We start from the raw sequence: 19,183 nt of genomic DNA on the forward strand, positions 1-19,183 counted from the left end.
TACGCAAATGACGCGACACGTAAAACGGATCGGTGCGCTGGCTGCCTGCGCGCTTTTACTTGTGAGCTGCTCCTCTAAACCACCAAAGTCACTGGTTACCCCTCTCCCCACCGCGAGCAAGCCGACGCAGCAGGCAAACGAGCCGATGCGCGGGATCTGGCTGGCAACCGTCTCTCGTCTCGACTGGCCGCCGGTAGCCTCGGTGAACGGCCGCAGCGCGGACCAGCGCATCGCGATGCAGAAGCAGGCGCTGATCGGCAAGCTCGACAACCTTAAGCGCCTCGGTATTAACACGGTGTTTTTCCAGGTGAAGCCGGACAGCACGGCCCTCTGGTCATCAAAAATTTTGCCGTGGTCGGATATGCTGACGGGCAACATCGGCGAGTATCCGGGATACGATCCGCTGCAGTTTATGCTGGATGAAGCGCACAAGCGCGGCATGAAGGTCCATGCCTGGTTCAACCCGTACCGCGTGTCGACCAACACTAAGCCGTCAACCATCGCCGCCCTGAACCGGACTTCCTATCAGACCCCGTCCAGCGTCTATGTCCAGCACCCTGAGTGGGTGCGCATCTCGGGGGACCGCTTTGTTCTCGATCCGGGCATTCCGGAAGTGCGCGACTGGATCACCAAAGTGGTGACCGAAGTGGTGGCGAATTACGCGGTAGACGGCGTGCAGTTCGATGATTACTTTTACGCCGAATCACCTGGGTCCGCGCTCAATGATTCGCAGACCTGGCGGCAGTACGGTCAGGGATTTGCCTCAAAGGCCGACTGGCGAAGACATAACACGCAGCAGCTGATCGTCCAGGTTTCACGCGCGATTAAACAGACCAGGCCCGACGTTGAGTTTGGCGTCAGCCCGGCTGGGGTGTGGCGTAATCGCTCCTTTGACCCGGCAGGCTCCGACACTCGCGGGGCCGCGGCCTACGATGAGTCCTACGCTGATACGCGTCAGTGGGTGCAGCAGGGCCTGCTGGACTACATCGCTCCGCAGATTTACTGGCCCTTCTCGCGGGATGCCGCGCGCTACGACGTGCTGACCAAATGGTGGGCCGACGTGGTGAAGCCGACCCACACTCGCCTGTATATCGGCATTGCGTTCTACAAGGTGGGCGAGCCGTCGAGAAACGAACCGGACTGGACGGTTCAGGGCGGCGTGCCGGAGCTGAAAAAGCAGCTCGATCTCAACGATTCGCTGCCCAACGTCAACGGTACCATCCTGTTCCGGGAAGATTACCTGAACCAGCCGCAGACGCAGCAGGCGGTGAACTACCTGAAAGGGCGCTGGGGAAGCTAAGTGACTATCAGGCAGAAACGTCCTGTTTCTGCCTGTTTTTTACGGCTTCGGCCCGAACATCGCCTCAAGCTGCTGCGCATCCGGCATACCGACCACCTGCTGCAGCTCATTTTCCGCATTCAGATAGTAAATGGCCGGCGTGGCGTTAGCGCCCAGGCTGTCCATCAGCGTCTGGTGCTTCTGCAGGATCGCTACCGTTTCGCGGGAAGCGTCCCCTTCTGGCTTGGGCAATTTTTTCCCACCGGACAGCTCGTATTCGCGCCAGGCCGCAACCGGATCCTTCGCATTCAGAATCGCCGAGGCGTTACGTCCGCTGTTGGGGTTGAGAAACGCCACCAGCAGCGTGTTGAGCTGCACCTTGCCCGCCTTCACCCACGGCTGGGCTTCGGCCCAGAACTGCTTGCAGTACGGGCAGAACGGATCGGCAAACACAAAGACTTTACGCGGGGCGTTATCCGCCCCTTCCTTCAGGGGATGCGCCGCGTTGAGCTTTTTCCACATCTCGCGTCCCATCGGGGCGTAGATCTCTTTCTGGAAATAACCTTCGCTAAGGTTTTTTCCTTTGTCATCGTACAGATAGCCTGAAATGACGTGCTTGCCGTCCGGCGTTAAAAAGAGCGTCACGCCCATGTCCTGATACTGCCCCAGCCAGGCTGGCGCACCGCCCGGCGCATCCAGCTTCTTGATGATTTTAATGTTCTGCTGCTCGCTGAAGTGCTTCACCACGTCCGGTATGGCTTCAGCCGCCTGTACCAGCCCTGACGTCGCCAGCGCTGAAAGTAACAGTAATTTTTTCATTTCCCTCTCCGGTTTGTCGGGGGCATTCCGCCCCCTTCAGGTTAGCGGTTTTTCAGTGCGTCACTGACCATTTCGTCGAACTGTTCAAACGGCACCCAGCCGGGCAGCAATCCCTCGCCGATGAGCGTGGCGGGCGTGCCCTGGATCCCCATTTTTTCCGCGACGATCAGGCTGCGCCTGATCGTCAGAAAACTCTCCTCGTCCGGCGTCGTCACGCTCACGCCCGCCCGCTTCTGCGCCTCCTGAATGCTGGCGTCATCGTGGTAACCCTTTTTCGCCATCAGGGTGTGGTTCAGCTTCATAAACTGCTCAGGATGCGCACGCCAGAGCGTTAACGCATCCCGCGCGGCGGTTAGCGAACTTTCCGAGCGAAAAGGTAAAAACTTAAAGACCACCGCGACGTCCGGGTATTTTTCGACAATCTTCTCCAGGTAAGGATCGAATTTTTTACAGTACGGACAGTTGTAGTCGGTAAACACCACCAGGGTGAGCTTTGGGTTTTTCGCGCCGATGCGCGGGGAGTTCGGATCGTTAAACAGGAAATCAGCGATCATCTTCTGCGCACGCTGCTCCTGGTCCGGCGTCAGCGGCTGGGCAGCGAACACCTGAACCGGGGCCAGCAGGAGCAGAAGCGTAATAAGGAATTTTTTCATAATTCGTTAGCCTTTTGCGTTGTTCAGGGTGGTGAGCAGAGTGCGCTTGTCCAGCAGCGGCGAGAGGATGTCGCCGTCAGGCAGGCCGGGGCCATACACCGCGTTAAACGGAATGGCGTAACGGTTTCGCTTCGCCAGAAAATCCGCGATAAACGCGGACGGCTGGCTCCAGTCTCCGCGCAGGGCCACCACGTCCGGCTGGCGCAGCGCGGCAATAACGTCCGGCTGATTCAGCACCCGATGCTCGTTAACTTTGCAGGTCACGCACCAGTCCGCCGAGATATCCACAAACACCCGTTTCCCCTGCGCCAGCACCTGCTGGATGGCCTCCTCGCTGAGCGGCTGCCACGGGATGGTCTGCGCGGTATTTTGCACCGGCGCGTCAGGCGGCGCGTTAAGCAGCCCGCGCGCCTGATACCCGCCGAACGCCGACAGCAAGATGACCACGAGCCAGAACAGCGGTGAGGATTTTTGCCCCTTCAGCGCGAACAGCGCCAGCGCGACGGCGATCAGCACCAGCATCACAATCTGGCTGACCGACTCGCCCAGATGTACGCTCAACAATGTTGCCAGCCAGAAGCTGGAGGCGAGCATCATCAGGCCCAGAACGACTTTGAGCGTGTTCATCCAGCGGCCGGGTTTCGGCAGCAGCAGGGCCGTTTTCGGCACCAGGGCGACGAACAGCCACGGCAGGCTCATGCCCACGCCGAGCATCAGAAAGATGAGCCACAGGACGTGCAGCGGTGCGCCAAGGGCAAAGGCGACCGCGGTACCGAGGAACGGCGCGGAGCACGGCGTGGCCAGCAGCGTGGCGAACATTCCCTCGCAGAAGCTGCCGCCAATTCCCGATCCCCCTGCCGTCGCCAGCCGTCCCGTGGCGGCGGAAGGCAGCAGCATCTCAAACGCGCCAAACAGGTTCAGCGCAAACAGGAAGGTGACGGCGACCATCAGGCCGATAAACCACGGGTTCTGGAACTGAATGCCCCACCCCAGCGACGCCCCGGCCAGCTTCAGCGCGGTCACCATCGCGGCCAGCAGCATAAAGGAGGTGAGGATCCCGGCGCTGGTGGCCAGAAAACGCAGCCTGATCGCGCGCCTGTCCGATCCCGCCTGCAGGATGCTGTTAAGCTTCATGCCCATGACCGGCAGCACGCAGGGCATCAGGTTGAGGATCAGCCCGCCCAGCAGCGCAAAGAGCACCATTTTGCCCGTCCCTTCTGGCGCAGAAGGTGCAGCAGGCGTCGCGCCAACGGTCATGGTGGTTTGCTGCGCGTGACCGCCGCTGGTCAGCACAAACGACAGCCTCTTGCCTTCCAGCGAGGCGGGTTTTTCGCCCCATTCGTCGGTCACGGGTACCGTCACCCGAAGGGTATTGCCGTCGTGTTTGATGACCGGCTCGCCGGGAAGAATGTCACCCTCCAGCGGGTCAAAGTAGATCCCCGGATTATCCCACTTCCCGTCCGTCGTGCCGGTAATCACCAGCTTGTCGCCAGAGAGCCAGGCGGAGAGATCCGCGGATACGCCTGACGTACCGGGCACGGCGCGCATCGCCTGCTCGAACTCGCGACGGAAGCCCTCATCCACCGGCTGGGTAAAATCGAGACGCAGCGGGTAGTCCGTCAGCAGGCAGACGTTACTGCACGTGGAGAGCGTGAGCGTTCCGTCGAGCGTGTCGCCCTTCACCCCGTCGAGCGTAATCGGGATAGTGACCTTATCGTGATAGCCCTGCGTGGTCATGCCGGAGATATCGAAGCGCGACGGGACCGGCCAGGACCAGCTGTCCGTTACGCCTTCCGGCCAGACGATTTTTGGCGCGACGCCGCCCTCGCCCGGCGATCGCCAGTAGGTTTTCCAGCCGGGCTTCAGCTCAACGGTGAGCAGGCCTTTAACGTGCGTTTGCTCCCTCTCCGCCTGAAAGCGGATGCGGGCGTGATCGTTTTGTGGGGAGACCAGCCAGCCGGTGTCTGCCGCATGGACAATGCCGATGCAGGACAGCCACAGGAAGACGAATCCCCTGAAGAGGTTAACCATGTATTACTCCGTGAACAGTGAAAATTATCGTGTGAGGACGATGATTTTCATTCACGGAAAACGCAGTTTTTAAGGTGTATTCGGGGAGGCGGTGCCTGAACGGGCTGTTCGACGGGAGCCAATGCCCGCCCTTGCGTAAACAGCTGCAGCAGCGCGAAGAAGATAATAATGGCCGGTAGCGCGCCGTCGAAGAACAGCGGCTGCGCGCAAAGCAGCGAGTGTGCGCCCAGCTGACATGGCGACGGGCCGGGCTGTTCGGTGCTACTGCTTTGAGCCGGGGCATCTGCACTCAGAGAAATCTGCGGATCCAGTCCCTGTAAAAAATGGTTGAGCATCACCGCACGCTGCACGAGGCAAAGCGCCATCGCGAGACAGGTAACGATCAAAAGCCATTTTCCGAGGAGCTGACGGTTGCGCATAACGTTCCAGAGTAACAAGACGCCCCGATCATAAACGATAGTGATGAATCTACAAGTGCCGGAAGTGTAAGGTTTTGTCTGTCGCCGCTATTCGCCCGTCAGCGCGTCGTAGACGTCCCGCAGCCGCGTGCGCAGAAACAGCACCGCCTTGTGCTTGCGGGATAGCAGCGCCTGCTCGCTGGCACCGGTCTCCTCTGCCAGCATTTTAATGCTGTAGCCGTGGAGTTCGGTCTTTTCAAACACCTCCCTCTGCGGCGCTGGCAGTTCAGACAGCGCCTGCCCCAGCTCTTCCCACAGCAGCGTTTTGAGGTACTCCTCTTCCGGCGTGTGCGGTACGCCGAACAGGGTTTCGGCCAGCTCGTCCTCCGGGAAACCCTCTTCGTCTTCGCCCGTAAAATAGCCGGAGAGTGAGACCTCGCGCTTTTTACGCGCCCGGTCGGTCATCTCGTTACGCGCCGCGCGGAACAGCCAGGCGGCGACGTTTTCGACCGGCTGTTCCACTTTCATCAGCTGATAGGTCACTTCCTGCAAAATGTCGTCGGCATCATCGCGAACGGACGTCCGCCCGCGAATGAAGGCTTTCAGCCGGGCGCGGCAGGCATTGAGCGCCGACATCAGCATGGTTCCGCCCGCCTCCCCGGCTTTCATTTCGCTCACTCTGCTTCCGGCGCTTTTGGCGTGGCGTCGTCGCGCTTATCGTCACGATGACCGTGCCAGCCGCAGTGGCCGCGGCCGTGGCGACCAAACCCTTCGCGGCGCTGCTGAATAAACGCCTCGCGCTGCTCGGGCGTCATGTTCATCCAGCGCTCGTGCATCCGGCGGTGCGCGCCAAACATTCCCGGACGGAAACCTAACCCGCCAAACAGAATGCGGCTCAGCACCAGAATGCCCAACGCCTGCCAGAATCCGATGGCCTTCACGCCGAGGATCGCCGGGAGCAAGGCGTTCCACAGGGTCATCACCAGCAGGCCGAGCACGATGAAAATCACCGCGCCGATGACTAAACCTTTGCCCATACGGTGGCGACCAAATCCGCGTCCGTGACCTCTGCCGTGCAGTTCAAAATCTCTCATGGTGTTTACCTCGTTTACAGTAACTGATTATGGCGTGTGATGAGGTAGACGGATGAGGAAGGGAAATATTGCTGGGATGAATGAAATAATTACTCGGGCCGCACATTCGCGGTTATTGCCCGGCGGCGCTAACGCTTGCGCGGGCCTACAGGTTTCGTAGGCCGGGTAAGCGTCAGCGCCACCCGGCACATGTCAAAGGCTTACGCCTGCACCGGCAAACTAAAACTCGAAATACTCCGCGAAAGCTGCTGCGCCTGCTCTTCCAGCGAGGCCGCTGCCGCAGCGGACTGCTGTACCAGCGCGGCGTTCTGCTGGGTCACGCCATCCATCTCGGTCACCGCCTGGCCGACCTGGCTAATCCCGCGGCTCTGCTCTTCGGAGGCGACGGAGATCTGCTCCATCAGCGTATTCACTTTATTCACCGACGAAATAATTGAGTCAATCACTTCGCCCGAGCGGCTCACCAGCTCCGCACCGTTTTTCACGCTGGAAACCGACTGGGCAATCAGGCTCTCGATGTCTTTCGCCGCCACCGCGCTTTTCTGCGCCAGGGTCCGCACTTCGCTGGCTACGACCGCAAAGCCGCGTCCTTGCGTACCGGCGCGCGCCGCTTCAACCGCCGCGTTCAGCGCCAGAATGTTAGTCTGGAAAGCGATGCTGTTGATGACGCTGGTAATGTCCTCGATGCGCTTCGAGTTCGCCGCGATGGTATTCATCGTGTCGATGACTTCGCGGGTTACCGCTTCACCGGTGTGGGCATTTTTCACCGCGTCCTGCACCAGTTTTCCGGCCTGGTAAACGTTGTCGGTATTGTTCGCCACCGTCGCGCTCAGCTCTTCCATGCTCGCCGCCGTCTGGGTCAAGGCGGAAGCCTGCTGCTCGGTACGTGACGCCAGGTCGATATTTCCGGAGGCAATCTCCTGGGCCGCGTGCGTCACGGTATGGCTCGCATCGCGCACCTGGGCGATGGTCGCCAGCAGCGCCTGACGCATCTGCTCCATCGAGCTCATCAGATGGTCGATTTCGTTATGTGCACTCCCCTTAACCGGCACCGGAATATCCAGCTTGCCTGCCGCAATCTGGCTACAGTGCTCGCGCGCCAGGTTGACCGGCGCAAACACAAAGCGCTTAATCAGCAGGCTGACGGCGATAATCACCACCACAAACAGGCTGGCGATAGCGGCAATGATCGCCAGGCCAGAGACGAAATTGCTGCTTGCATCCTCGTTCAGGGTTTTGGCGTATTTCTGGTGGACGGAAAGGACCTGGTCGAGAACGATCTCGTACTGGCGGTCGAGACGGGAGACTTCCGGGATCAGCGCGTTGAATTTGGTGACATCGTGCGCCTCGGCGGCATCGATCAGCGGCGCCAGCCCCTGGTTGCGGTAGTTTTGCCAGGCATCCTGATAGGCACTTACCAGCGGCGCTTCATCCGTCAGACGCGGCGAAGCCATGAAGGCCGCAAAGGCGTGGTCCGCTTTGGTCAAGGCCTCTTTCACGGCGGTGAGCTTTGCAGCCCCGTCCGCCGCGTTGCCCGCTTCCACCATCTTCACATACTCCATCACCCTGACGCGCAGCGTACGGCTATGGTTGATCGGGTCAATAATGGACAGCACAACCTGGATCTCTTTGTTGACGTTATCCAGGGAATTATTACTTTTAATGATGAGGCCAACGCTGGTCACAGTGCTGACAACAAAGAAGAAAAGCAGTGAGAACAGGACGATCAGAGACGACTTTTTCAACGACATAAACCAATACCTCAAGGAAAATTATTCCTTATGGTTATCGGCGCTTCCAAAACTTAAATTAATTAAAGTTATTGAAGTATCAAGTTGGGCTATTTCGCTGACTTATAGCGTCGCTGCAGGGTAGCATCCAGTTTCCGTTGCAGCGGCTCGGGAGTCTCGCCCTCAATCAATTTGCTAATCAAATCAAAGCAGTGCCACGCCAGCTGACGGTTATCCTGGCGAATGGTATCCACGGGAATCGTCAGCGAATCGTAGAGATAGTGATCGTCAAAGCTGGCTAACCTGATATCACTTTGCAGCAGGTTATGTTGGCCCATATAGCGCAGTACCCCTTCCAGCAGCCCGCAGGCGGCGGCGAACAGCGCTTTCGGCGGACGCCCCAGGCGGGCGCAGAGTTCAGCAAACATCTCGTACCCGGAGCTCGGGTGATAGTTGCCGTGAATTATCCACTCGGGGCGCAGCTCCACGCCGGCATCACGCAGCCCTTGCTTAAATCCTTCCAGACGGTCGCGCGTCGGGGATAGACGGGGCTGTCCGCCGAGGAAGTAGAACTCATCGGGATGCTGGCGCGCAATGTCGGCCACCAGTTCCGCCGTTGGGGTAATCGAATCGGTGATCACCAGCGGCAGCGAGCTGTCGTTGATGTGGCGGTCAAACAGGACAACGGGCAGCTGTTCGCTCAGCTTGTGGTAGTCCGCATCGTTAAGCATGCTGGAGGCCACAATCAGCCCGTCCACCTGGCGCGCCACCATGTTGTTCACCACCACCGTCTCCTGCCCCGGGTTTTCATCGCTACAGGAGATCAGCAGCTGAACGCCCGCCTCGCGGCACAGCGTTTCCAGCTCGTGAGAAAAGACGGCAAAACCGTAGTTGGTGATCTCCGGAACCACCAGACCAACGGTGTGGCTGCGGTTATCGCGCAGCGACCGGGCGTGAATGCTGGGCTGATAGTGGTGCTCTTTTGCAATCGCCAGCACGCGCTCGCGCGTCTCCTCCGCCACGCGAAGCTCTTTGCTGCGCCCGTTGAGGACCAGGCTGGCGGTGGCTTTTGACACGCCCGCCAGCTCCGCGATGTCTTTAATGGTGACGCGTTTTGTTTTTCTCACAACGACTTAGATCCGGCTGCCAAAACCCTCATTCTATCATGCAGGCGCGCAGCGACCAGTAGCGTAATGTGATATCGGACGCACCTTCGAATCGCACCCGGGCTGGATGGTCAGGAAAATAGCGGCTGCTCATCACCCCTTCACCGTGATTGATGAAAATTTCAACGCTGGAGCGGTCGCACAGAACGCGCAAATGAGTGACGTCGCCCTGCCAGTAGCGGGTCAACGTTTCACCGGTTTTCAGGCTCGCGCGTTCCAGGCGTATGCCCTGCTCATCGAGCGTGAGTCGCAGCGCGCCGCCAAAATCGACATTCACCTGCGATGCGCTCAGCTCAAACTCCAGGCGCGTCGCGTCCAGGTCCGGCGCCTCGCTGGCGCGCCCCTGCCAGCGCTGCTCATCTTCACGCAGCGCCGCCAGCTCGCGCGCCGGGGTCTGCCAGAGCCTGCCGTCGCGATAGCGTAATTCGCGCGGGCAGGTCATCTGGTGCATCCAGCCGTGCGCCCGGGTTGGCTGAAGCATCTCTTCCCCGTCCGGTACGCCCATCCAGCCGATCAGAATGCGTCGACCGTCTTCCGCCAGCGTCGTTTGCGGCGCGTAAAACTCAAAGCCCGCGTCCAGCTCGTGCAGATCGCCGTGATCGAATGCGGCGCTGGCATAGTCAAACGCCCCGCTCATCCAGGTCGCCGGATAGGTATTGAGATAGCGATGCGGCTCGCGCGCCAGCCCCTGCGGGCAGCAGATCAGGACGTGCGTTCCGTCGAGCGCGAACAGGTCCGGACACTCCCACATATAACCCGCGTCCGTCAGGCCGTTGACCCCGTGACCGGCGATCTCCCCGCAGGATGTCCAGGCGTGCAGATCGGCGGATTTAAACAGCAGCACCTTGCCGCGCTTTTGCACATCCTGCGCGCCGAGCACCATGTACCACTCTCCGTCGTGCTGCCACACCTTCGGGTCGCGCACGTGGCCGGTGTAGCCTTCCGGCAGCGCCAGCACCGGCCCCAGCTTCGTAAAGGTTCCGTCCGGCTGCTCCACGGCCAGGCACTGCCAGGCCGTGCGGCTACCGTCATCAAACTTGACGTTGCCGGTGTAGCACAGGGTCAGAACGCCCTGGTTATCCACGGCGCTACCGGAGTAGCAGCCGTTGCGGTCATACGCTTCGTCGGGCATCAGCGCCAGCGGCTCGTGCTGCCAGTGCACCAGATCCGCAGAGCTCCAGTGCCCCCAGCATTTAAACCGATGCCCGCAGTCCAGCGGGTTCCACTGATAGAACAGGTGGTAGCGGCCGGCAAACCAGATAAACCCGTTGGGATCGTTCATCAGCCCCGTCACCGGCGCGGGGTGCCACTGCGGGTAGTGGCTATCCGCCAGCGCCCGCGGCTGGCCTTGCATAACGGCCTGCAGGATCGCAGGCCAGCGGGAAGGTAACGTCATTATTCAGAGTCCGTTTTATATTTCAGCAGCAGTGAGACGGTAAACGCCACGCCGAAGGCAATCACCATACCGATAATATAGTTGAGCAGCGAGCTGGCCTGCACGATGGCCATGCCCGGAATGGCGGTCAACCCCACGGCGGTCATGTAGACATGGACTGAGACCACCCAGGCCCCGCCTACCGCGCCGCCAATCAGCGCGGCGATAAACGGCTTCACGAAGCGCAGGTTGATACCAAAAATGGCCGCTTCGGTGATGCCCAGCATCGCAGAAAACGCCGACGGTAAGGTAATGGCTTTGATTTTGGCATCTTTGGTTTTGAACCACACCGCCAGACAGGCACCGCCCTGCGCCACGTTCGCCATGGCCCAGATAGGCAGCAGGAAATTAACGCCAATCGACGGGTTACCCAGCAGCCCGGCTTCAATCGCGTGGAAGCTGTGGTGAATACCGGTGATCACAATCACCGAGTAAAGCCCGCCGAACAGCAGCCCGGCCAGCCAGCCCGCGTGGGCAATCAGTGTACTCAGGATAAAGGAGATGCCGTCGCCCAGCGCGCGCCCCGCCGGGCCGATAATCAGCAACGCGATAAAGCCGGAGATCACGACGGTGAGGAACGGCGTCAGGATCAGGTCTAACGCGTCCGGGATCGCGCGGCGCAGGTTTTTCTCCACGATGCTCATAAACCAGACGGCCAGCAGCACCGGGAATACCGTGCCCTGATAGCCAATCATCGCGATCTCAATGCCGAAGAAGTTCATAGTGTGGAAGCCGGAGGCCACGCCCCAGGCGTTGGTCAGCGCCGGGTGCGTCAGAATGCCACCCAGCGTCGCGCCGAGATACGGGTTGCCGCCAAATTCCCGCGCGGCGGTAAAGCCAATCAGAATAGGCAAAATGATAAACGCCGCGGAGCTGCACATGTCCAGCATGATGTAGATGGCGTTATCCGCATTGACCCAGCCGTAGGTTTTCACCATGCCGAGCAGGCCCATCAGCAGGCCGGATGCCACAATCGCGGGAATGATCGGGACAAAGATGTTGGAGAGCAGACGGGCAATACGCTGGAACGGGTTCAGCTTGCGCGCCGCCAGATCCGCGGCTTCCGATTTACTGGACTCGCTAATCCCTGCCGCCTGAATAAACGCGGCGTAAACCTTGTTGACCACGCCCGTGCCAAAAATCACCTGCATCTGCCCGGCGTTGCGGAAACAGCCTTTTACGCCGTCGACCTTGCCGATAGCCTGCTGATCGGCAAGCGCGTCATCAACCAGCACCAGACGAAGACGCGTTGCGCAGTGCGCCGCGCTGGCGATATTTTCCTTGCCACCGAGCAGCGGAATAAGCTCGCGGGCGATTTGATTAAAATCCATAGATACCTCTGCCTGACTTCTTTTTATGATGTGCGAAACGCTCCCGCCGGGCGGGAGCGTGATGGGTTAAAACCAGGTTTCCATCTGGACCCCAAAGTTCCATTCCCCGCCGGCGTTGAAGCCGCTGCTGCCAAAGGCATCATCGCTGGCGTAATGATCCAGTTTGCTGCTCCAGTCCATCCAGGTGGCAAACAGACGCAGCTCCGGACGGCTGAAGAAATCGCCGATTTTGCTCGCTTTTAACGTCGGCGCAAAGGTCAGCTTGTAGAAACTGCCGTTAACGGCGTTGCGGTCCTTATAGCCTTCCGGATTTAAATCCATGTACTGATAGCTTCCCTCAAAGGCCAGAGCGAAGTTCTGCGTCACCTCTTTAATCAGGCGGGTGTTGAGCGTCACCCACTCATAGCTATCGCCCTTCACGTAGCGATCTTTACTGCTCTGCGCCAGTACGGCGGGCGCAACGCTCCAGCCGCCGCCGATTGGCGTGACACCGTAACTTGCGAAGCGCCAGGTATCCGCCTCAGACAGCAGCGCGCCATCGGAGCCGATGCTTTTCACTTCCGCCCCCAGCCCGTGACCGTACAGCAGCGCCGTTTTAGCGGTCCCTTCCCGCAGGCCGTAGAAGCTCTCGTTGTGCAAGCCGACCAGCGCATGAACGCCGGTATTAGCGGCATCGGTTTTGATGAGATCGCCGTTAGTGTCTTTACGGTCGTCGTTATCTTTCGCCCGCAGGCCGCTCACCATCAGCTGGAACGGTCCGGCGAAATGGTTCATGGTGAGGATATAGTTCTGAACGTTATTGTCGGTCTGCTCCACGCTGCCGAAGTTGCGGCCATAGATGGCGAAGTTGCTGCGCAGCGAATCGTTCCATTTCACGTCATAGACGCCGCCGCCGGTACCGGCGAGGAACACCACGTCGGAATCCAGCCAGTGAATGTCAAAGTTGTCGCGGTCGAAGCGTTTACCCGCCCAGAAGGTGCTGCCCTTCAGCGCGCCGGTAAAATCAGGCAGATTGCCCAGCTCCGCGAAGGCCTGGCGAATATTGAGATCGCTGGTGTCGGCTGACCAGTCGTTATAGGTTCTCTGCCCGTCGGCCAGCATCGCTTTGAAGCGCGTGGTAGCACCGTTGTCCAGGGTTTGCTTGTGCTCCAGGTTCAGCTCCACGTAGGTATCGGCTTCGTTACCCAGACGCCCCACCGCACCGCCGGTTTCACCGGCCGGGGTCAGATACGGGCCGCTTTTGCTGCTGGAGGCCGCATCGTTCATCAGCAGGCCCGAACGGGCGTAACCGTGGAACTCAAACCCGCTGCTTTGATCCGCCTTCTTCTCCAGCGCGGTGGTGCGCTGCGCCACCGCCTGGGCTGTCGTTTGCGTCTGCTGCTGGGCGGCAACCAGCTGCTGCGTTTTTTGTTCTGCATCCGTGGCGCGCTTCTCCGCAACCTGCGCACGCGTTTCCGCCGCCTGGAGGCGCTGCTCCATTGCGGCAAGACGCGCTTCGATAGTTGTCATATCCGTTTGGGCAAAAACAGAGGTACTTCCGGCCAGCATGCCTATCATCACGGCAAGTCTGCGTTTTTTATACATTTTGTCGCATCCCTAAAAGAAGTCATTAAACGTGCTAAATTGCTAAACCGGTTTAGGTAGCTGATACTAAACCCCGGAATTTTGGATCGGCAATCTTTTTTGCTAAACCGATTTAGTAAGTGTGATCGAGGCGACAATTCAGGCCGCCGGAAGACGGCCAGTGAAGGAAGGAATTACAGTTCGTGCTGCCAGGGCAATGCGGTCATCGCCCCTTTGGCCGTGGTGGCTAACGCGCCGCAGCGCTGGGCTAAGGCGATGACCGGCGTCAGATCCTGCCCGGCGGCCAGCCCGTAGAGCAGTCCGGCGACGAAGGCATCGCCCGCGCCGGTCGTATCGACGCACTGAACGGGGGTGGCCGGATAGTGCTTCACGGTGCCGTCATGCCAGGCGATGACGCCCTCTTTACCCTGGGTGACCAGCACCAGACGGGCCGGGCAGCGCGCCATCAGCACGTCCAGGCCGACGCTTACCGACACATCGCCGGTTAAGAACGCCAGCTCTTCGACAGAGAGTTTCACCACGTCTGCGCTCTGCAGGGCCTGTTCCAGGCAGCGGCGCAATTCGTTCTCGTCCGGCCAGAGGTCTGGCCGAATATTGGGGTCGAAGCTGACGTAACCGCCTGCCTTGCGAATGGCGGCCATCGCCTCAAACGTCGCGGAACGGCTCGGCTCTGCGCTTAACGCGATAGAACAGACGTGCAGCCACTCCCCGGCGCTGAACGTCGGCAGATCGGCGGTTTCCAGAAACAGATCGGCGCTCGGGCGCACCATAAAGGTAAACGAGCGTTCGCCGTGGTCATCAAGATCGACCACCACCGTTGAGGTGCGGTGCGCCGGGTCAAGGCGCATATGCTTCACGTCGACCCGCTCGTCGGCTAATGTCTTAGACATAAAACGTCCGAAAGGATCGTCGCCAACCCTGCCGATAAACGCGCTCTGGCCGCCCAGTCGGGCAATGCCGACCGCGACGTTTGCCGGTGCGCCGCCGGGACACTGCAGCAATCTGCCTTCTCCATCAGGCAGCAAATCCACCACCGCATCGCCAAGTACCCAGATTTTTTTCATGTAACCCTCTTAGCTAAACTATGTTAAACCGTTTTAGCTATTTAAGCACAGGCAGGGCGAAGGGGAAATAACGCGGGAGGAAAATTGGCTAACGCACCAGATGAGGCCAGTGAATATCACCGACGCCATTAATTTGCGGACGGGCAAACAGAAAGCCCTGGAAACGGCGGATCCCGGCAGACTCGAGCCAGCACCACTCCTCTATCTTCTCGATCCCTTCGGCCACCAGGGTAATTTCGAGATCGGAGCAACAGCTGACGATGGAGCGCACAATTGCCTGCTTCGGGCCGCTGAGATGGACATCGCTAACTATCTCCCGGTCGATCTTAATTTTGTCCGGCTGGAAGCGGGTCAGCAGCGAAAGACCGGCATAGCCGGACCCGAAATCATCGATTGCCAGACCCACGCCCTCGCCGCGAAGCTGTTTAATGGCGCTGTTGAACTGGTTAAGTCCGGAGATCATCTCGTTTTCGGTGATTTCAATTACCACCTGCTCCGGCTGAAGACCATGGTTTTTAATCTGATCGACCAGAAATTCCACTGCGCCGGGGACATTCACCAGCGACATCGGGAGCAGATTGACCGCAATTTTATGGCTGCCAATGCCCAGCTTTTCCGCCAGCGCGAAGGCATACGCTTTCGTCTGGAGATCGGCCTCGTAGAGTTTGTCCGGGTTGAGAGAGCTGAAGAAATGCTCCGGGCTGCCGCCGTCGTTGCCGCGAATAAGGGCTTCCAGCGAGCTGATCTTCCCTTCCGAGGGCTCAACGATAGGCTGGAGCGCAAACTGACAGGTTTGGTTGGCCATCAGCCCCAGACGCTCGCCAAAGGGCAACGCCTCGGGTGAAAGCGTCCATTTTTCAGGTACGTAGCGTGCACCCGACAGGGCCGGACGTTTACCTGTGATAAACGTCTGGATAAATTTGAACACCCGGTCATCGGATGTGAGATAGCTTTCCAGCTTGCTGTAATTCAGAACCGACTGCAGCACCTCTTTCGGTGACTGCGTCTGCAGATCGAACAGCAGCATACCGACGTTTTCGAAGCGTCTTCGCGGGCCATAGTCCCGCATCAGTTCCACCACTCCAGTGTGCCGCTTATCATCGCGGATTTTATGGAACAGCTTAACCACACTCTCTTCCGACCCTTCGAGGATTTGCAGAACGTCACTCCCTTTAGCAAGGAGTACACCGGTAATATTCAGATTTGCGTTACGGCCTCTGGCGCGCGCTACGAGCTCCCGCAGCTCGGTGGAGGGGCGGGATAAATTCAACTGGCTTCGGTAAATCAGAGTCGTCAGCACAAAAATGGGTTCCGATGAGAAAGAGAGGTGCCTTGAAGCTATTATTTAACATACTTAATCAATGCGACCTAACATATTCACACCACAGGGGAACGTTACTTTCCCCCGCCCCCGATCCGGCTGTTAATCCTCTCCTGCATATAGCCGTAAAACGGGTTCGAGGTGACCCTCATCAGCGCCTCTTTCCCAACGCTTAGCACGGACGTTTCGCCCCAGAGCGCAATTGTCCCCAGGCTGATCCCGTAGCGGTTTTTCATGCCAGGCTCGCGGCCATAGAGATCGTCATCCGGCGGGAACGGCACCGCAACGTGCGACAGCGAATAGACATCCTGCGGCCAGGCCTGCGCAAGCGGCATGACCGTCTCGCGGGTGCTGCCTGCCGGCGTTGTTTTCGCCACCGTCGAGAAGCTGTGCTCGTCCGCATTGGTGATAATCGTGACACTGTAACGCCTTTGCGCAATCGGCAGCAGCGCCGAGGTTGCCGTCCACGACGACGGCTTGAACAGCGGGCGGAAGCTGGCTGCCTGGTTGATATCAAACACCACCAGCTCGCTGCCGTTGGCCGGAAGCTGATCAAACAGACCGGTCACCACCGCGCGGGTGCTGACCGTAGAATCCATCACCGACTGGAACGCCAGGATCGGTGGCAAATTCACCAGCCTGTTCTCCCGCGCTTCGCGACCAATTTGTTCCTGAAGAGCCTTCGTCAGCAGCCAAGACTGCCGGGCAGCGTTCACCGGGAACGAATTATATTTATACGGGTTATATTCCGGGGCGATATTCAGCCACGCCGCTTTGGCAAACGCCGGCAGCAGCGCCGGTAGCCCGGCGAAACCGGCAAAGCGCGCAAAGGCCGTCACGCCAATCATCGGGGAGAGCAGTATCACCTGCTGCGGTTTACGAAGCGCAGGCGCGTCAAGCGTATCGAGGGTATATTTCATGGCCAGCGCCCCACCGTTAGAGTAGCCCACCAGATGCAGCGGCACTGCCTCACCCGCCAGACGCGTGGCTTCCCGCACCGCAAGACGCGTCGCCGCCAGCCACATCTCCCAGTCAACATCCGTCAGCGCGCCGGGCGCGGTGCCGTGCCCCGGCAGGCGCGGGACCACCGCGACAAAACCGCGTTGCTGATAGTTCACTGCAAGACGCCGGACGCTGTAAGGCGAGTCCGTCAAACCGTGCAGCAGCACCACCGCTCCGCGCGGCTTTCCGGCAGGCATCAGCACAAATGAGCGGTTGGCATCGGGGGTAAACTGACCGGGCCACACCAGGCTCTGGCGATAATAGCGGTTTAACGGGGTTTGTTCCTCGCCCCCTGTTTTCGCCGTCACCGCGATATCAAGATCGGCAAAAATGGCGTTTTCTCGGGTGATGTACCCGGCAAAATCGGCCTTGTCCAGCTCGCGCACGGACATCTCATCGGCCCGCCAGGTATGCCACAGATGCAGTTCCGGCCCCTGCTGCGAGAGATAGACCCGCACCGCCAGCAGGACGATCAGCACGATCCCCACGACCATCCCTATTTTCTTTGCAAGCGTCATCAGGCGCACGCTGACTCGCAAGGGCCAATTTGCCATGCCGGGATCCCTTTTATATTCACAGTACTTCTATCTTATCAAAAATGTGAACGGACTGACGTATTCACCAAATACATACCTGCCGGTTCAGACAGTGCACCAAAAGTGAACTACGCTGCACAAATGTTGATCATTGGTTAACTAAATATTGTATGAAGTTTACCGCGCAGCGGGTTTACGCCCCCCTGCGAACATGGCACGCGTCATGCATTGTTAACCGGGTAACACAAATTCAGCCATTGACAGCCTGTTAACAGCGAGGCGGTATGACGACGAAACCTGAGATGTTGAGCCGTATCGAAGCGACGTTCAGCCAGCTCACGCCCAGCGAAAAGCGGGTCGGGAGCTGGCTGCTGGCGCACGCCGCGCAAATCCCGTTTGAAACGGCTGAGAGCGTGGGTCAGGCCAGCGGGACCAGCGGAATTACCGTCGGACGCTTCCTGCGCAAGCTGGGGTATCGCAACCTGGAGGATGCCAAAAAGAGCCTGCGCGATCCTTATCAGCCCTGGGGCATGAACGAGCGCCTTGACTCCTGGCAGCAGCAGCGCCCTCTTTCCAGCCGCCTTCAGCACGCCCTGTCGCTGGAAGTGGATGCCATCTCGCAGGTGTACCAGCTGGCGCAAACGGACGCCTTCCGTCAGGTGGTGCACAACCTGGCCCACGCCGACGCGGTGTTTGTGCTGGGGATCCAGTCCACGCGCGGGATTGCCAACGCCTTCTTCAGCCACCTCGAGTACCTCCGCCCGCGGGTGAGCTATTCGGAGGGCGCGTCCGGCAGCTGGGTGGAATCGCTGAACTCGGGGTTTTCGCACCCGTACGTCGTGCTGACCGATACGCGCACCTACTCCTCAATGGCCCGCCAGTACTGCCGCGTCGCCAGCGAGAAAGGCATTCCGCTGGCCTTGATCACCGACATCTGGTGCCCGTGGGCGCGGGATTACCCGATGGATTTACTGCAGGTGAAAACCGATACCGGTCATTTCTGGGATTCACTTGCCCCCGTGAGCTGCCTGTTCAACCTGCTGCTGTCGGGCGTGGTGGAGGCGCTGGGTGACGCGCTCCCGGCGCGTCTGGCGGTAAACCGACAATTACAACAAGAGTTTGGTCAATTCGAACGCTAAAGGAGCGGAGCTATGCCCGAAGAGAGTCAACTGATTGATGTGGCGAAGACGTTTCCCACGCTGCATATCGATCTGAAGTACGCCACCGCCGACAACATCACCGGCCGTCCGATCTATCAGGAGGCGCTGTGCCTGCTGCATACCGACGCGGCCACCGCGCTGGCAAAAGCCATCAGCATTGCCACGCTGGCCGGGCTAAAGCTGGTGGTCTATGACGCCTACCGGCCGCAGCAGGCGCAGGCTCAGCTGTGGGATGCCTGCCCGAACCCGGAATACGTGGTCGACGTGGCGATTGGCTCCAATCACAGCCGCGGTACGGCCATCGACGTCACCCTGATGGATGAACATAACGCCGTGCTGGATATGGGGGCCGGTTTTGACGAAATGCATGACCGATCGCATCCGTATCACCCCTCCGTACCGCCGCACGCCCAGCGCAACCGTCTGCTGTTAAACGCCATCATGTTTGGCGGCGGTTTTGTGGGTATCAGCAGCGAATGGTGGCACTTCGAACTGCCGAACGCCGCCAGCTACCCGCTGCTTGATGACCGTTTCGCCTGTTTTCCCCTGACGCACACCTCTCTTTAAACTGGAGCACTGC

General features: G+C 59.4%; 17 protein-coding genes. 3 read left to right on the top strand and 14 right to left on the bottom strand.

Annotated elements, in window-relative coordinates; all coding sequences use genetic code 11:
* Positions 1 to 7: 7 nt before the first annotated feature.
* On the top strand, positions 8 to 1,300 hold the full coding sequence (locus L370_RS04055; protein ID WP_023335766.1) for a glycoside hydrolase family 10-like protein: 1,293 nt from the start codon (positions 8 to 10) through the stop codon (positions 1,298 to 1,300).
* Positions 1,301 to 1,339: 39 nt separating this feature from the next.
* Here L370_RS04055 and dsbG read toward each other — a convergent pair whose 3' ends face one another.
* The 14 genes from dsbG to L370_RS03985 all read right to left on the bottom strand — a co-directional run bounded on the left by dsbG (position 1,340) and on the right by L370_RS03985 (position 17,461).
* The gene (gene dsbG / locus L370_RS04050; RefSeq protein ID WP_023335767.1) at positions 1,340 to 2,098 is read right to left on the bottom strand and encodes a thiol:disulfide interchange protein DsbG; all 759 of its coding nucleotides are present in this window, start codon (positions 2,096 to 2,098) and stop codon (positions 1,340 to 1,342) included.
* A gap of 41 nt (positions 2,099 to 2,139) precedes the next feature.
* The gene (locus L370_RS04045; RefSeq protein WP_023335768.1) at positions 2,140 to 2,751 is read right to left on the bottom strand and encodes a DsbA family protein; all 612 of its coding nucleotides are present in this window, start codon (positions 2,749 to 2,751) and stop codon (positions 2,140 to 2,142) included.
* A gap of 6 nt (positions 2,752 to 2,757) precedes the next feature.
* The gene (locus tag L370_RS04040; RefSeq protein ID WP_023335769.1) at positions 2,758 to 4,782 is read right to left on the bottom strand and encodes a protein-disulfide reductase DsbD family protein; all 2,025 of its coding nucleotides are present in this window, start codon (positions 4,780 to 4,782) and stop codon (positions 2,758 to 2,760) included.
* A gap of 47 nt (positions 4,783 to 4,829) precedes the next feature.
* A complete protein-coding gene (locus L370_RS04035) occupies positions 4,830 to 5,201 on the bottom strand; it encodes a hypothetical protein (protein ID WP_023335770.1) in 372 nt (123 codons plus the stop codon).
* A gap of 87 nt (positions 5,202 to 5,288) precedes the next feature.
* Positions 5,289 to 5,849, bottom strand: a complete 561-nt coding sequence (locus tag L370_RS04030; protein ID WP_023335771.1) for an RNA polymerase sigma factor — start codon at positions 5,847 to 5,849, stop codon at positions 5,289 to 5,291.
* Positions 5,850 to 5,854: 5 nt separating this feature from the next.
* Positions 5,855 to 6,274: a hypothetical protein gene (locus tag L370_RS04025; protein WP_023335772.1), complete on the bottom strand. Its 420-nt coding sequence runs from the start codon at positions 6,272 to 6,274 to the stop codon at positions 5,855 to 5,857.
* 200 nt (positions 6,275 to 6,474) lie between these two features.
* A complete protein-coding gene (locus L370_RS04020; RefSeq protein WP_023335773.1) occupies positions 6,475 to 8,025 on the bottom strand; it encodes a methyl-accepting chemotaxis protein in 1,551 nt (516 codons plus the stop codon).
* Positions 8,026 to 8,114: 89 nt separating this feature from the next.
* Positions 8,115 to 9,131 (bottom strand): LacI family DNA-binding transcriptional regulator, encoded by a 1,017-nt coding sequence (locus tag L370_RS04015; protein WP_023335774.1) that lies wholly within the window; start codon positions 9,129 to 9,131, stop codon positions 8,115 to 8,117.
* Positions 9,132 to 9,159: 28 nt separating this feature from the next.
* The gene (locus tag L370_RS04010) at positions 9,160 to 10,566 is read right to left on the bottom strand and encodes a sucrose-6-phosphate hydrolase (RefSeq protein WP_023335775.1); all 1,407 of its coding nucleotides are present in this window, start codon (positions 10,564 to 10,566) and stop codon (positions 9,160 to 9,162) included.
* Positions 10,566 to 11,936, bottom strand: a complete 1,371-nt coding sequence (locus L370_RS04005; RefSeq protein ID WP_023335776.1) for a sucrose-specific PTS transporter subunit IIBC — start codon at positions 11,934 to 11,936, stop codon at positions 10,566 to 10,568. Before L370_RS04005 ends, L370_RS04010 begins: the two co-directional genes overlap by 1 nt.
* Positions 11,937 to 12,002: 66 nt before the next feature.
* Complete coding sequence (locus tag L370_RS04000) at positions 12,003 to 13,520, bottom strand: carbohydrate porin (protein ID WP_023335777.1); 1,518 nt, start codon at positions 13,518 to 13,520, stop codon at positions 12,003 to 12,005.
* Between the two features lie 173 nt (positions 13,521 to 13,693).
* Positions 13,694 to 14,584, bottom strand: a complete 891-nt coding sequence (locus L370_RS03995) for an aminoimidazole riboside kinase (RefSeq protein ID WP_023335778.1) — start codon at positions 14,582 to 14,584, stop codon at positions 13,694 to 13,696.
* Positions 14,585 to 14,672: 88 nt separating this feature from the next.
* Positions 14,673 to 15,884: a diguanylate phosphodiesterase gene (locus tag L370_RS03990; RefSeq protein WP_023335779.1), complete on the bottom strand. Its 1,212-nt coding sequence runs from the start codon at positions 15,882 to 15,884 to the stop codon at positions 14,673 to 14,675.
* 95 nt (positions 15,885 to 15,979) lie between these two features.
* A complete protein-coding gene (locus L370_RS03985; protein ID WP_023335780.1) occupies positions 15,980 to 17,461 on the bottom strand; it encodes an alpha/beta hydrolase in 1,482 nt (493 codons plus the stop codon).
* A gap of 266 nt (positions 17,462 to 17,727) precedes the next feature.
* Here L370_RS03985 and L370_RS03980 point away from each other — a divergent pair, with 266 nt between their 5' ends.
* Together L370_RS03980 and ddpX are read left to right on the top strand one after the other, a co-directional pair.
* The gene (locus L370_RS03980; RefSeq protein WP_023335781.1) at positions 17,728 to 18,582 is read left to right on the top strand and encodes a MurR/RpiR family transcriptional regulator; all 855 of its coding nucleotides are present in this window, start codon (positions 17,728 to 17,730) and stop codon (positions 18,580 to 18,582) included.
* A 12-nt stretch (positions 18,583 to 18,594) separates the two neighbouring features.
* Complete coding sequence (gene ddpX, locus L370_RS03975) at positions 18,595 to 19,170, top strand: D-alanyl-D-alanine dipeptidase (protein ID WP_023335782.1); 576 nt, start codon at positions 18,595 to 18,597, stop codon at positions 19,168 to 19,170.
* Positions 19,171 to 19,183: the final 13 nt, after the last annotated feature.

The sequence above is a fragment of the Enterobacter sp. MGH 24 genome, from assembly GCF_000493015.1.
Lineage (GTDB): Bacteria > Pseudomonadota > Gammaproteobacteria > Enterobacterales > Enterobacteriaceae > Enterobacter.